General features: G+C 60.9%; 12 protein-coding genes and 1 pseudogene. 5 read left to right on the top strand and 8 right to left on the bottom strand.

Going from position 1 to position 12,404, the window contains the following annotated elements; translation table 11 throughout:
* Positions 1 to 90 precede the first annotated feature (90 nt).
* Positions 91 to 657, top strand: coding sequence for a cytochrome b (locus tag M0H32_RS15865; protein ID WP_248155717.1), 567 nt, complete (start codon positions 91 to 93; stop codon positions 655 to 657).
* 124 nt (positions 658 to 781) lie between these two features.
* Positions 782 to 1,000: pseudogene (locus M0H32_RS15860) on the top strand (GDCCVxC domain-containing (seleno)protein).
* On the opposite strand, the gene M0H32_RS15855 reads toward M0H32_RS15860, so the two are convergent.
* Positions 973 to 2,844: a CHASE2 domain-containing protein gene (locus M0H32_RS15855; protein WP_248155715.1), complete on the bottom strand. Its 1,872-nt coding sequence runs from the start codon at positions 2,842 to 2,844 to the stop codon at positions 973 to 975. The pseudogene M0H32_RS15860 and the gene M0H32_RS15855 overlap by 28 nt on opposite strands.
* Positions 2,841 to 3,353 (bottom strand): FecR domain-containing protein, encoded by a 513-nt coding sequence (locus tag M0H32_RS15850; protein ID WP_248155714.1) that lies wholly within the window; start codon positions 3,351 to 3,353, stop codon positions 2,841 to 2,843. The genes M0H32_RS15855 and M0H32_RS15850 overlap by 4 nt, the downstream gene beginning before the upstream one ends.
* Before the next feature lie 124 nt (positions 3,354 to 3,477).
* Here M0H32_RS15850 and M0H32_RS15845 point away from each other — a divergent pair, with 124 nt between their 5' ends.
* From M0H32_RS15845 to M0H32_RS29645, 3 genes are all read left to right on the top strand, one after another.
* Positions 3,478 to 4,179, top strand: coding sequence for a Crp/Fnr family transcriptional regulator (locus tag M0H32_RS15845; RefSeq protein ID WP_248155712.1), 702 nt, complete (start codon positions 3,478 to 3,480; stop codon positions 4,177 to 4,179).
* 339 nt (positions 4,180 to 4,518) lie between these two features.
* Positions 4,519 to 4,830, top strand: coding sequence for a BA14K family protein (locus M0H32_RS29740; RefSeq protein ID WP_425607325.1), 312 nt, complete (start codon positions 4,519 to 4,521; stop codon positions 4,828 to 4,830).
* 131 nt (positions 4,831 to 4,961) lie between these two features.
* Complete coding sequence (locus tag M0H32_RS29645) at positions 4,962 to 5,681, top strand: BA14K family protein (RefSeq protein ID WP_345779334.1); 720 nt, start codon at positions 4,962 to 4,964, stop codon at positions 5,679 to 5,681.
* A 115-nt stretch (positions 5,682 to 5,796) separates the two neighbouring features.
* On the opposite strand, the gene M0H32_RS15830 is transcribed toward M0H32_RS29645, so the two are convergent.
* The 6 genes from M0H32_RS15830 to M0H32_RS15805 form a co-directional block, all read right to left on the bottom strand.
* On the bottom strand, positions 5,797 to 7,473 hold the full coding sequence (locus M0H32_RS15830) for a hypothetical protein (RefSeq protein ID WP_248155710.1): 1,677 nt from the start codon (positions 7,471 to 7,473) through the stop codon (positions 5,797 to 5,799).
* 431 nt (positions 7,474 to 7,904) lie between these two features.
* Positions 7,905 to 9,125 (bottom strand): NADH:ubiquinone reductase (Na(+)-transporting) subunit F, encoded by a 1,221-nt coding sequence (gene nqrF / locus M0H32_RS15825; RefSeq protein ID WP_248155708.1) that lies wholly within the window; start codon positions 9,123 to 9,125, stop codon positions 7,905 to 7,907.
* Positions 9,126 to 9,137: 12 nt separating this feature from the next.
* Positions 9,138 to 9,746: an NADH:ubiquinone reductase (Na(+)-transporting) subunit E gene (nqrE, locus tag M0H32_RS15820; protein ID WP_248155706.1), complete on the bottom strand. Its 609-nt coding sequence runs from the start codon at positions 9,744 to 9,746 to the stop codon at positions 9,138 to 9,140.
* A complete protein-coding gene (locus M0H32_RS15815; RefSeq protein ID WP_248155704.1) occupies positions 9,746 to 10,399 on the bottom strand; it encodes an NADH:ubiquinone reductase (Na(+)-transporting) subunit D in 654 nt (217 codons plus the stop codon). The genes nqrE and M0H32_RS15815 overlap by 1 nt, the downstream gene beginning before the upstream one ends.
* The gene (locus M0H32_RS15810) at positions 10,399 to 11,211 is read right to left on the bottom strand and encodes a Na(+)-translocating NADH-quinone reductase subunit C (RefSeq protein ID WP_248155702.1); all 813 of its coding nucleotides are present in this window, start codon (positions 11,209 to 11,211) and stop codon (positions 10,399 to 10,401) included. The genes M0H32_RS15815 and M0H32_RS15810 overlap by 1 nt, the downstream gene beginning before the upstream one ends.
* Entirely contained in the window at positions 11,204 to 12,403 is a 1,200-nt protein-coding gene (locus tag M0H32_RS15805; protein ID WP_248155700.1) for an NADH:ubiquinone reductase (Na(+)-transporting) subunit B, read from the bottom strand. The genes M0H32_RS15810 and M0H32_RS15805 overlap by 8 nt, the downstream gene beginning before the upstream one ends.
* Position 12,404 lies beyond the last annotated feature (1 nt).

Here is a 12,404-nt window from a genome sequence, read left to right as displayed (position 1 = left end):
GGTCAGCGATGGCGGCAGTGCCTATGTCTAACTTCAGAGAGGCATATTCGGTTCTCTCGGTGAAACGCAAGGGTTGGAAGGGGGCTTCACATGAGCGCAGAGACATTAGCCACACAAGAGAGTTTTTATGCCAATCCGGCAGCGCCGGTTGTCCGCCATGGCGGCCCCGCACGCCTGTTGCACTGGGCGGTGGCGGGGTTGGTTCTGCTGACCTGGCCGCTTGGCCTGATGATCGGGTATGCCAAGAAAGACGTGGTGATGGATTTCTACATGTTGCACGAGGGCTTTGGCTTCCTGGTGCTTTGGCTGATGTTGATCCGCGTGGGCAACAAGCTCCTGACCCGGGCCCCGGAAGGCGAGGGGCCGTTGCATGAGCGTCTCGCGGCGGCAAGCGTGCACGGATTGCTCTACGCATTTCTGATCGTCATGCCGGTTTCCGGATTTCTTGCCACCAATGCGCATGGGTTTCCGTTGAAATGGTTCGGCCTTGTCGAGGTCTGGAGCCCGCTCGGCAAGAGCCCGGACATCGCCTGGACGCTTTCGTCCATCCATGCCTGGAGTGCCTGGATCCTGTTTGGCCTCATCGGCCTTCATCTTGGCGCGGTGTTGTTCCACCATGTTATCCGCAAGGACAGGACCCTGTTCCGCATGCTGTAAGTCCGCGGTTGGGTCGTTTCATTCAATTTCGCATGCGGCAGCTGGCATTTTCTGTGCCGGCCGCATTACCATGTGCCAGGGGCCTGTCTGGGGCTGAGCGCCAGGCATGGCAGGGAGCGGATTGATGGTCGAAACAGATCCGATTTTGAAAACCGAACTGACCTGCCCTCAATGTGGGCACGCAGAGATCGAAACCATGCCGACGGATGCCTGCCAGTGGTTCCATGAATGCAGGAACTGAAAGGCCCTGCTTAAGCCAAAACCCGGTGATTGTTGTGTTTTCTGTTCCTATGGCACAGTTGTCTGTCCACCGGTTCAGGCCGGGCAAGGCTGCTGCGGTTGATCGCCGGACACCCAAAGGCCGACCTGCAGGACCTGCTGGCGACCTCTGATGGCGACCGTTACGAGACGAGGCGCTTCGACCGGGCGTTCTGAAATCTGATTGGCGGCTTCAATCAGATTGGCGGAAACGACGACGGAGACCTTATGGTCCTTGGCGACTTCCAGCAGACGGCTGGCAACGTTGACGCAGTCGCCGGTCGCGGCAATCTGTTGCTGGCGGTCGTGGCCGAGGCGCGACAGCACGACCTGGCCCATATGGGCGCCGACCCGTACGCTGCTGATCTCTGTCCTGCGCCCGGATGTCTCGAGCCAGGCGGCAATTTCCCTTTCCAATTCAAATGCGCAAGTGAGCGCCCGAACCGGGTCCTGCGGGTCTTCTTCCGGCAGGCCAAAGCCGAGCATGGCGCCGTCGCCCATGAAATCGAGGACCACGCCGTCCCGTTTGCTGACCACATTGACGACAATGGTGTGGAACTCTTTCAGGAAATCCCGGGTCTGCGCGGCCCCAAGGCGTTCGCTGAGGCCGGTATAGCCGGAGAGGTCGACAAAGAGGATGGCGGCCGTCTGTTGCCTCGGACTTGCCAGGAAGGACGGATCCTCGGCAATCCGGCGCGCCAGGCGCGGGGACTGAAAGCGGCTGAGGGCTTCCTGGGCCTGCATTTGCTGGCGCGCCACGATCCGGTCGGCCACCTGCCGGGTGACGAGGAGGCCAAGAACTGGCGGCAGGCTGGCGGCAAAGGGCAGGGCGGCGTTCAGCCAGGTGCCGTTCGCAAAGGCAACGGCAGAGACCGCCAGCCAGCCGATGAGCAGCAGCAGGTAAAACACGGTCGCGGGCGCCAGCGGCAGGACCAGGACAGCCAACATGCCGCAGAGCGTGATCAGTACGGCTGCCGCACCGTCGAGACGGCGGGTGCCGGTGTCACGGTGCAGCGGCATGCCGTCCAGAAGGTTGGCTATGCCGGTCGCCTGGACTTCCACCCCGGGCATGATGGGATCGAACGGTGTCGAGAAGCGGTCGCCGACACCGGTGGCGGTGACACCAAGCACGACCATGCGCCCTTTCAGAGGAGAGATCGCACCGTCGGCGGCAGCGGCCGGGCTTTGCAGAACGTCAAGCGCGCTGACGGTCGGGATCGTCCCGCCCGGGCCGTAATAATTGAGGGCGAGATGCCAGCCAAGATCCAGCGGCAATGCATGGTCGCCGAAGCGGAGACCCTGTTCGGTGATGTTCGCTGCTCCGCCCTGATAAAGGCCGGCGGCCTGAAGGCCGAGGGAAGGTTGCAGGCCCTGGTCCGTCAGGAACAGCATCGGCATATGGCGAGGCGTGCCGCCGGTGTCGGTGGCGATGTTGGCAAGGCCGACCGACGAGGCTTTTGCGATTTGCAGCGCCGGCGACAGAACCTTCCTCACGGCAGGCACGACGGATTGTGGGGGCGTGTCCGCGCTCATTTGACCGGCACCGGCAATTACCGTCGGCAAGGTGCCAATCGCAGCCGCCAGGGAGGCATCGGCCGCTTCGTCGGAAGCGCCGAACAGGAGGATGTCCACGGCGAGTGCCCGGGCACCGGCATCGCCGATCTTCCCCACAAGCTCGGCGAGCGTGTCTCGCGGCAGGGGGTATGGGCCAATCGCGTCGATGGTGCCGTCATCGATCGCCACAATGACAATGTCCTCCGGCGGCGGCCTTGCGCCCGCAAGCGCAATCCGGATGTCCACGAGCACTGTCTCGAACCGGTCGATCACGCTGGCAGCGCCCGTCAAATGGGTGCGCACAACCAGGCCTGCCCAGAGGCAGCCAATCACAACAGCCAGCGCGGCAACCGCGACAGGTAGATTTGGCTTCATCGGCCGAAGCGGCTGAGCAGAGCGTCGACGCGGGCCGCCGGCCAGCGGCGGGTCTCGAGTGGTGTTCCGGGCACAACTTCGACGCCGAGACCCGGCGTCAGCAGGACCGGATCGGAGCCGTCGGCCCTGGAGACGCTAACCTCGCCCTCGCGGACGAAGACAGCGGTCATTGTGTCTGTGACATCGACGACATAGACGGTGCCGCGCACGGCGGCGATGGCGTGCGGTGTCTGGATCTGGAAGGGGCCGCTGCCGGGCGTGACCTCGATGTAAAGGCCGTCCCTGGAGACTTCGACATCGCTGGGCCGGTCGTCCGCCTGCCGCTCGACGATGCCGAGTGCTGTGGCGGCCTCGGCTTCCAGTGTAATGCCGCCGGCGCATCGATAGACGCTGCGCGGCGGGTCCTGAAGCTCGGTCTTGCTGCAACCGGACAAGGTTTGTGCTGCGAGCGGGGATGCGGTGAGGAGGGCAAACAGGGCGCAGGCGGCAAGGACTGTCCGTTTTTTCATCGTCAAATTCCCAATTTGTGCTTTTCAAGCGCCCCTGGGGTCTTCTAGATCACACTCAGGCGTGCAGAACGTGTGATTGTTGTCACTAGCGTTGTACTGCTCAAACCGACAGGATGAAAAGAAAATGAACACGGACGGCGATCTTAAAAAAGAGAAACTGCTCGGCAAGAGTTTCATTTTCGATGCGCTGGACGACCAGGCGCGGCAGGAGCTGGCCAATTTTTCCTACGTGAAGCGGTATGCGGCCGGCGACAAGATCTTCACCATGGGCGAGCCCGGACAAAGCATGATGGCGATTGCCGAGGGCACCGTGCGGGTCACCATGTTCACGCCGAGCGACCGGGAGGTCACGCTGAACGATCTGCAGGCCGGAGACGTTTTCGGCGAGATCGCCATGCTGGATGGTCAGGAGCGCTCCGCCAACGTCAAGGCCCTGACCAATTGCACGCTTGTGGTGCTGGAACGGCGTGCACTGCTCGATGTCCTGCAGCGCAACCCCATCCTGTCAGTCAGACTGATCGAGCTTCTGTGCCAACGGGTGCGTCGCTCCGATGAGCGCATGATCGAAATCGCCTTTCTCGACCTGCCGGCCCGCCTTGCCAAGTTGCTGCTGAGGCTGACGGTGGCGCCGCCCGCTTCGGAAGAGAAACCCCTGGCGAAGCTGTCCCAGTCCCAATCGGAACTTGCCAGCATGATTGGCAACACGCGGGAAAACGTGAACCGCTGCCTGCGCAAATGGCAGAAGGCGGAGCTGATCAACCTTCAGGACGGCTGGCTGATCATCAGGGACCGCGACCGGCTGGAGGCCTTGGCGCACGGGGAGTGACGGAGTTCGCTTTACCTTGTAGCCGTCACATTTAACCGGCCTCATCCTGGGGAAGCGCGACGGCGCTGTCTTGAAGGAACCGGTCCTGTTCCAGAGTTGGTGGCAGATCCTTCGAGACGCGTGCGAGCACACTCCTCAGGATGACGCTGTGCGTGCGGTGGTCGCGGAGATTATTGAGCTGTTGAAAGACGGCGTTGATCTGGTGTTGAAAACACAAAAACTCCAAAGGCTTGCTTCCAGCGTGTCGCGCGTCACAGGTGTTGGGCGCGGTCCCTTCCTAGGTATAGGTCATCGGCGGACGACATCGCCGGTACCTCAACCCAAGAAGGAAACAAACATATGTTTCGCAAGACTTTTCTGAAAGCCACCGCTCTCGCCATCGTCACCGCGACCGTTGCCGCGGCCGGCGTCAGCACCGCCTCTGCGGGCGGCTACGGCTACAATTCCCACAAGTCCTATAACAACTACAACACTTCCGGCTACGGCAAGGCGCATTCCAACCGTCCGTTTGCGCATATCCAGGATCACATCTGGCAGAAACACGTCAGCTGGTGCCACAACCGCTTCAAGAGCTTCAAAACCTACGACAACACCTACCAGCCCTATAACGGCCCACGTGCCCAGTGCTGGTCGCCTTACATCAGCGGCTGAGCCCGCCGGATTTTCCGACAGCGCGGGTCTTTTTGAGACCCGCGTCTCTCCTCTCCCCGCTTGTTTCACGGTCTTTCAGACCCGGGACGATTGAATGCATCCTCAAGCGGGTTCGAGCAAAGGATTTTGACATGACTGCCACAAACTTCGTTTCCAAAGTGACCCTGGCGCTGGCTGTTGCTGCCGTTGTCCTGCCGATGTCGGGCGCCGCCATGGCCGGCGGTTATGGCTATGGAAGCAAGTCCGGCTGGAGCGGTTATCAGGCCCATGCGTCGAAGCGTCAGCATGTGCGCAGCCAGGTTTATGCCGGCAGCAATCGTCATCTGGCCTGGTGCTTCAACCGGTACCGGTCCTACCGTCTCATGGACAACAGCTTCCAGCCCTATCACGGGCCGCGCCAGGAATGCCTGTCTCCTTATGAGCAGGAGCGGCGCGCGCTGTTTGTCGGCTATCCGGGCGAGGCGCCCGAGATCCTGTTCCGGGATCAGGCCGGCGTGGGCCTCGACGAAACCGGGCGTGATGCCTTCGGTAATCTGTCGGAAACTACCCCGGCGGGGGCGGCACCATTGGTCGGCACTGGCGACGAGGCCGATGCATTCGGCAATCTGCCTGAACAGGCCGCTGTGAATGGTGCGCCGGCGGTTGAGAGCCAACCCGTGGCAACGTCCTCTGAGGGAGCTGCGCCCGAGCAGACACCGGTGAATGCTTCTGAAACCGACCAGCCGTCAACTGCCCGCAGCGCGGCCGAGACCGATGTCTCGGCCAGACCCAGCGAAGTGCAACCGGCGGCAGCCGTTCTCGCAGCACCTGCGCCTGGTGCGGAGGCGGACGTCGAGACGGCGACAGAGTAATAACAGCTCACCGCAGCTGCGAGGTGACAGAAAAAGCCCCCGGCGAACACCGGGGGCTTTTCTGTTGCAATGTTCGGCTGGTCCAGCAGGGGGCTTTGCCTATGTTTGGCGGCCCTTATTCCGAGGTCTCCGCCCGCACCAGGAAGCGCTGCAGCGGCGTGGTCACTCTGCGCGCGGTGTTGTCGGTCGCCGAGACATAGTAGGTGACCCAGTCGCCGGGATTGAACGGGCCGATCTCGGTCTCCCATGCGCCGTTCTTCCCGGTCATGATCGCCGACTTTTTCGCACCCGTATTGTGCTGATAAATCAGGTTGACCGTGTAGATGGTATCGGTGCTTTCGGTCTGGGCCTGAATTTTGACCGGGGTCGCCGAGGGTGGTTCGGTCGGCGCTACCGTTGTGACAGTCAGGACCGGGGTATTGATGTCCACGCCATCGGTGTGAGGGGCCGAAACACCTTCGATCCGGACATTGGTCGGTCCGTTTGGATTGAGATAGATCGAGTAGACGGCGAGGCCGTCTTCCACGCGCACCGTGTCCGAATTGGAATTGAGTGTGAGGTCCGAGGGAAAATCGACAGAGATCCGGGCGAATTCCGAACCGTCAGGCATGGGCGATTTGAAGGTCAGGTAGGGAATGCCAAAGGTTTCGGTCTTGTAGTCGTTCAGCGTGATCTCGACGGTCGTCGCACCTTCACCGGATCGGGTGACGGTGCCGACATCGCTCTTGGCTTCGCAATAGCGTCCGATTTCGCTGAGAGTGGTTGCCCACAGCTCGCCGGATTGCACCTTGGCCTGGGCGTGAGCCAACGTTTTCTGGAAGCCATCGCGCGATGGCTTCGCAAAGCCGTCTTCGGGATGGGAATAGGGTGCCAGAACATGACCCGCGGCGATCACCGCATCGATGTCGTCCCGGAGATCGGTGTCGGCATCGAAGCCGCGATGCCTTGCGATCACCCACAGATTTTCGATGACCTCATGAGGTTTGGCCGTGGTTTCCTCGAACCGGTTGTAGAGAAAGATGCCGTGGTCGACAAAGATCGGATAGCGTGCCTCGATCGGGTTGCCGTTCCAAGGTGGTGCCTGGGCCGTGATCTTGTTGCCGATGCGCTTGTGATAGATCTTACCCACCCTGAAGGTTTCGTCCAGAATGTAGCCGGGGAGCTTGTTCAGGCCACCATGGCCAAACGTGTGGAACGAGATCTCGTGGGGGACGGAGGCGTTCATGGCCGCCTCGGTCATGTCGCCGCCATAAACCAGTCCGTAGCTGCGCGTATAGCCGCTCAGATCGCCGACGGTGCGGTAGTCGCCGCCGTTCGGGGGCGCGTCTGAATACCAGGTGTTGGTCCACCAGTGCTTGTCACGATGGAACAGGTTGAACTGGTCCAGCTTGGCAAGGTCGCCGGGTCCGTCGTCGCCGAAGACCGCGTCATGTCCGCACAGATTGAAAGTTTGCGGAATGCCGTAGGTTTCGGCGTCCTCAAGGAGGTTCGGCCAACCGACCCGGGTCCGGGCCGCACGAACGGCCGAATTCACCGGATCATGGCCCTTACTGCTGTGGATCATTCCGCAGAGATACAGCTCGGTGTCGTAATTGAGCGCCATCGCGCCTGACCGGTCGTCGAAATATTCGGTCACAGTGGTTTCCTGTGCCGAGGCAGGATAGGCCACGGACACAAAGAGCAGAGCGGCAACCCAACAAGCCTTGTAAGGTCTTGCGTAGCCTGGGATTTCCGATCCCGCCGCTGCGAGGTCCGCCATCAGCCTGCTGCCGCTGAACCGAGAAAAAGCCATTCATACACTCCGTGTCACCTACTGCGGAAAGGCTATTGGCAGGCCACCGAAAAGTCCACGATTCCCGGTTGAACTTCGGCGGCCACCGTGTCGTGCTCCGGCCGAAAAAGGAAAAGCCCAGCGAAGGAACGCCGGGCTTCTCATTTTTTTCAGGGCCTTAGGGTCAGGACTCATTGATTTGGTCGAAATGGCGCAACAAACGGCAACGAGTTGCAAGGAAAAGCGCGAAAAGCGGACTTCCTGCCCGGTCGAGCGGTTTGACGCAGCAAATCAAAGCCGTATTTGCGTCCCTCCGGGATAGGGTGAATTTGCCCGGCAACGTCGTTGCAAATCTTTGGAAACCGGACGGTTTCCTGCAGCTCTGCGCCTCGTATCCGAACAAATTCATCCCTACCATTTCACTCAAATGAATGGGTCCTGACCCTAGACCGTCAGCCGCCGAAGTCGTCGAGCATGATGTCTTCGCGGTCGACGCCGAGGTCCAGGAGCATGTTGATCACGGACTGGTTCATGATGGGCGGGCCGCACATGTAGAATTCGCAGTCTTCCGGAGCCGGGTGATCCTTCAGGTATTCGTCGTAAAGGACGTTGTGAATGAAGCCGGTATAGCCGGTCCATTCGTCTTCCGGCAGCGCGTCGGAGAGCGCCACATGCCACTCGAAATTCTCGTTTTCCGCAGCGAGCTGGTCGAAATCCTCGACAAAGAACATCTCGCGCTTGGAGCGGGCGCCGTACCAGAAGCTGATCTTGCGTTTGGACTTGAGCCGCTTGAGCTGGTCGAAGATGTGGCTGCGCATGGGCGCCATGCCGGCGCCGCCGCCGACAAAAACCATTTCCTTCTCGGTGTCGCGGGCGAAAAACTCACCGAACGGACCGGAAATCGTCACCTTGTCGCCGGGCTTCAGGTTGAAGATGTAGCTCGACATCTTGCCCGGAGGAATGCCTTCGGTGCCCGGAGGCGGCGAAGCGACACGGACGTTGAGCATGATGATGCCCTTTTCCTCCGGGTAGTTCGCCATGGAATAGGCGCGCTCGACCGGTTCGCTGACCGTGGATTCGTACTGCCAGAGATTGAAGCGGTCCCAGTCGCCGCGATACTCTTCCTCGACATCGAAGTCGGTGTATTTGAGATGGTGCGCGGGGGCCTCGATCTGGATGTAGCCGCCGGCGCGGAAATTGACGTTCTCGCCTTCGGGCAGTTCCAGTACCAGCGCCTTGATGAAAGTGGCGACGTTCTCGTTGGAACGGACCGTACACTCCCATTTCTTGACGCCAAAGACTTCCTCGGGGACCTCGATCTCCATGTCCTGCTTGACGGCCACCTGACAGGAGAGGCGGTCACCGCAGGCGGCTTCGCGCTTGGTGATGTGGGTCTCTTCGGTCGGCAGGATCGAGCCGCCGCCGGAGAAGATCTTCACCCGGCACTGGGCGCAGGTGCCGCCGCCGCCGCAGGCCGAGGGCACGAACAGTTTCTGCTCGGCCAGCGTCTGCAGCAGCTTGCCGCCCGCAGGCACCGCGATGGTCTTCTCACCGTTGATGGTGATGTTGACGTTGCCCACCGAGACGAGTTTCGAGCGCGCGGCGAGAATGATCGTGACGAGCCCGAGCACGATCAGGGTAAAGAGAAGAATGCCTAGTCCAAATGTGGCCACTGGGCGCTCCCGTTACAGTTTGACGCCGCTGAAGGACATGAAGGCCAGGGCCATCAGACCTGCGGTGATGAAGGTGATGCCCAGGCCCTGCAGGCCTTCCGGGATGTCGGAATATTTCAGCTTTTCGCGCACGCCGGCCATGGCGGTGATTGCCAGCGCCCAGCCGAAGCCGGAGGAAACGCCATAGGTGACTGCTTCCGGGAAATTGTAGTCCCGTTCGACCATGAATAGGGAGCCGCCGAGAATGGCGCAGTTCACGGTGATCAGCGGCAGGAACACGCCCAGCGCGTTGTAGAGCGGCGGGAAATACTTATCGAGCACCATCTCCAGAATCTGCACCAGGGCGGCGATGACGCCGATATAGGAGATCAGCCCCAGGAAGGTCAGGTCGACATCGCTGAAACCGGCCCAGGACAGCGCGCCCGGCGCCAGCAGATAGGTCAGGATCAGGTTGTTGGCCGGCACGGTGATGGCCTGCACGATCATCACGGAAATGCCGAGGCCGATGGCGGTCGAGATCTTCTTGGAAACGGCGATGAACGTGCACATGCCGAGGAAGAAGGACAGCGCCAGGTTTTCGACGAAAACCGCTTTGACGGCGAGGGAAACCAGCTGTTCCATCAATGCGCCTCCACCGTCTGGATCTTGTATTCACGCTCTTCGACTTGCTCCGGCTTCCAGGTTCGGAAGGCCCAGATGAGAAGACCTATGATGAAGAAGGCGGACGGCGGCAGCAGCAGCATGCCGTTCGGCAGGTACCAGCCGCCATTGTTGATCGTCGGCAGAACGGTGAGCCCGAAGAGGCTTCCGGAGCCGAAGAGTTCGCGGATGAAGCCGACCAGCATCAGGATCAGGCCATAGCCCAGTCCGTTGCCGATGCCGTCAATGAAGGAGGCAACCGGCGGATTTTTCATGGCAAAGGCTTCCGCCCGGCCCATCACGATGCAGTTGGTGATGATCAGGCCGACAAAGACCGACAGGGTCTTTGAGATCTCGTAGGCATAGGCCTTGAGCACCTGATCGACCAGGATCACCAGCGAGGCAATGATCACCATCTGCACTATGATCCGGATAGCGCCCGGAATGTGGTTGCGCAGCATGGAGATGAACATGGAGGAAAACGCGGTCACGAAGGTCACCGCGATGGCCATCACGAAGGAGACCTGGAGCGATGAGGTGACGGCGAGCGCCGAGCAGATCCCGAGAACCTGCAGCGTGATCGGGTTGTTGTCGACCAGCGGATCGATCAGCATGCTTCTTTTGGTCTGTGCCATCAGATCTCTCCTGCTTTGACGTTTTCCAGGAAGGGAGCGTAACCGGCTTCGCCCATCCAGAATCGGACCAGATTGTCGACACCGACCGTGGTCAGCGTGGCACCGGCCAGAGCATCGACGTGATAGTCCTCGCCCTCAGGCGGCGCGGTTTTGGCAACCGTGATCAGCAATTCGCCGCTGTCATCGGCGAGTTTCTTGCCGCGCCACAGCGATTTCCAGCGCGGGTTGTCAACTTCAGCGCCGAGGCCGGGCGTTTCCGCGTGGCTGTAGAACTGCAGGCCGTAAATGTCGTTGGCGTTTTCTTCCAGCGCGATGTAGCCGTAAAGGGTCGACCAGAGGCCGTAGCCGTGGATGGGCAGGATCACCTTGTCGAGGCTGCCGTCGTCGTTCCGCAGCAGATAGACCGTCACGAATTTGGCCTTGCGGCCGATCGAGGCCGGGTCATCCTCAAGGGCGACTGACGTCGCCGGATCGTCGGCCGCGGCGCGGTCGTCAAAGGTCGCGGCATCGAATGCGTCGGTGAATTCGCCTGTTTCAAGCTCCAGCACATGCGGCTCGAACTCGGCGAAAGCCTCGGTGATATCCACCGCCGGATCATACCGGCCGGCGACCTGCAGAATGTTGACCTGCTTGTCACGGAGCTTGTTGATCTCCTGGACCGGGCGGAGGGCGACGGCGGCGGCCGACACGATCATCGAGGCCACCAGACACAGGGTGACGGCAACGAAGACGGTCTTGGGGACCGAATCCGGCGGCAGATCCAGGAAGCGCCGGATGAAGCCCTTGTTGTTGTTTCCACTCACGTCAGGCATTGCGCTTCGCCCTGCGTTTGATGTTTGCCTGCACCACGAAATAGTCGATCAGCGGTGCAAAAACGTTACCGAAGAGAATGGCCAGCATCATGCCTTCCGGGAAGGCCGGGTTGATGACGCGGATCATCACCACCATGAAGCCGATCAGCGCGCCGTAGATATAGCGGCCGAGATTGGTGTGGGACGCCGACACCGGTTCGGTGACCATGAAGGCGAGACCGAAGGCGTAGCCGCCGACCACCAGGTGCCAGTACCAGGGCATGGCAAACATCGGATTGCTGTCAGAGCCAATCAGATTGAGCAGCGAGGAAAAGCCGATCATGCCGATCAGGCAACCGACCACCAGGCGCCAGTTGGCGATCTTGGTGAGGAGCAGGAAGGCAAGGCCGATCAGGCAGGCGAGGGTCGAGGTCTCGCCGATGCTGCCCTGGATGAAGCCCAGAAACGCGTCCATCCAGGTGACGCCATGGGCGGCGAGCTGCTGGTAGCCGTCGGAGGCGCCGATGGAAAGAGCGGTTGCCCCGGAGAAACCGTCGACGGGCGTCCAGATGGTGTCGCCGGACATCTGCGCCGGATAGGCGAAATAGAGGAAGGCGCGGCCGGTGAGGGCCGGGTTGAGGAAGTTCTTGCCCGTGCCGCCGAAGACTTCCTTGCCGATGACCACGCCGAAGGAAATGCCGAGGGCCACCTGCCACAGGGGCGCCGAAGGGGGCAGGATCAGCGCGTAGAGCATGGAGGTGACAAGAAAACCCTCGTTGACCTCATGGCCGCGCACGGTGGCGAAAATCACTTCCCAGATGCCGCCGACCACCAGTGTGGTGATGTAGATCGGCAGGAAATAAAGCGCGCCATGCACGAAATTGGCGAAGGGATTGGCCGGATCGAAGCCGATGCCCAGCGCCTCGATGATGAAGGCGCGCCAGCCGGAAGCGCCGTGAACGGCGATCGCCGAATTCACCTGAAAGCCGACATTGTAGAGCCCGACGAGAATGCAGGGGATCGTGGCGATGACCACATAGGTCATGATCCGCTTCATATCGACATAGGAGCGCGCATGAGGCGCTGCCGTGGTCACCGTCTTCGGCGTGTAGATGAAGCTTTCCACCATCTCGTAGACGGGGAACAGCTTCTCGTAGCGGCCGCCTTTCACGAAATGTGGTTCGATGCGGTCGAAGAAGTTGCGAAGGCCCAAG

Source organism: Roseibium sediminicola (assembly GCF_023156505.1).
Classification (GTDB): Bacteria; Pseudomonadota; Alphaproteobacteria; order Rhizobiales; family Stappiaceae; genus Roseibium; species Roseibium sediminicola.
Note: the sequence above shows the minus strand (reverse complement) of the source record. Positions and strands in the feature narration are given on the sequence as shown.

Coding starts and splice junctions, on each gene's coding strand:
- M0H32_RS15865 (WP_248155717.1), top strand. CDS start 91: ATGAGCGCAGAGACATTAGCCACACAAGAGAGTTTTTATGCCAATCCG.
- M0H32_RS15855 (WP_248155715.1), bottom strand. CDS start 2,844: ATGAAGCCAAATCTACCTGTCGCGGTTGCCGCGCTGGCTGTTGTGATT.
- M0H32_RS15850 (WP_248155714.1), bottom strand. CDS start 3,353: ATGAAAAAACGGACAGTCCTTGCCGCCTGCGCCCTGTTTGCCCTCCTC.
- M0H32_RS15845 (WP_248155712.1), top strand. CDS start 3,478: ATGAACACGGACGGCGATCTTAAAAAAGAGAAACTGCTCGGCAAGAGT.
- M0H32_RS29740 (WP_425607325.1), top strand. CDS start 4,519: ATGTTTCGCAAGACTTTTCTGAAAGCCACCGCTCTCGCCATCGTCACC.
- M0H32_RS29645 (WP_345779334.1), top strand. CDS start 4,962: ATGACTGCCACAAACTTCGTTTCCAAAGTGACCCTGGCGCTGGCTGTT.
- M0H32_RS15830 (WP_248155710.1), bottom strand. CDS start 7,473: ATGGCTTTTTCTCGGTTCAGCGGCAGCAGGCTGATGGCGGACCTCGCA.
- nqrE (WP_248155706.1), bottom strand. CDS start 9,746: ATGGAACAGCTGGTTTCCCTCGCCGTCAAAGCGGTTTTCGTCGAAAAC.
- M0H32_RS15815 (WP_248155704.1), bottom strand. CDS start 10,399: ATGGCACAGACCAAAAGAAGCATGCTGATCGATCCGCTGGTCGACAAC.
- M0H32_RS15810 (WP_248155702.1), bottom strand. CDS start 11,211: ATGCCTGACGTGAGTGGAAACAACAACAAGGGCTTCATCCGGCGCTTC.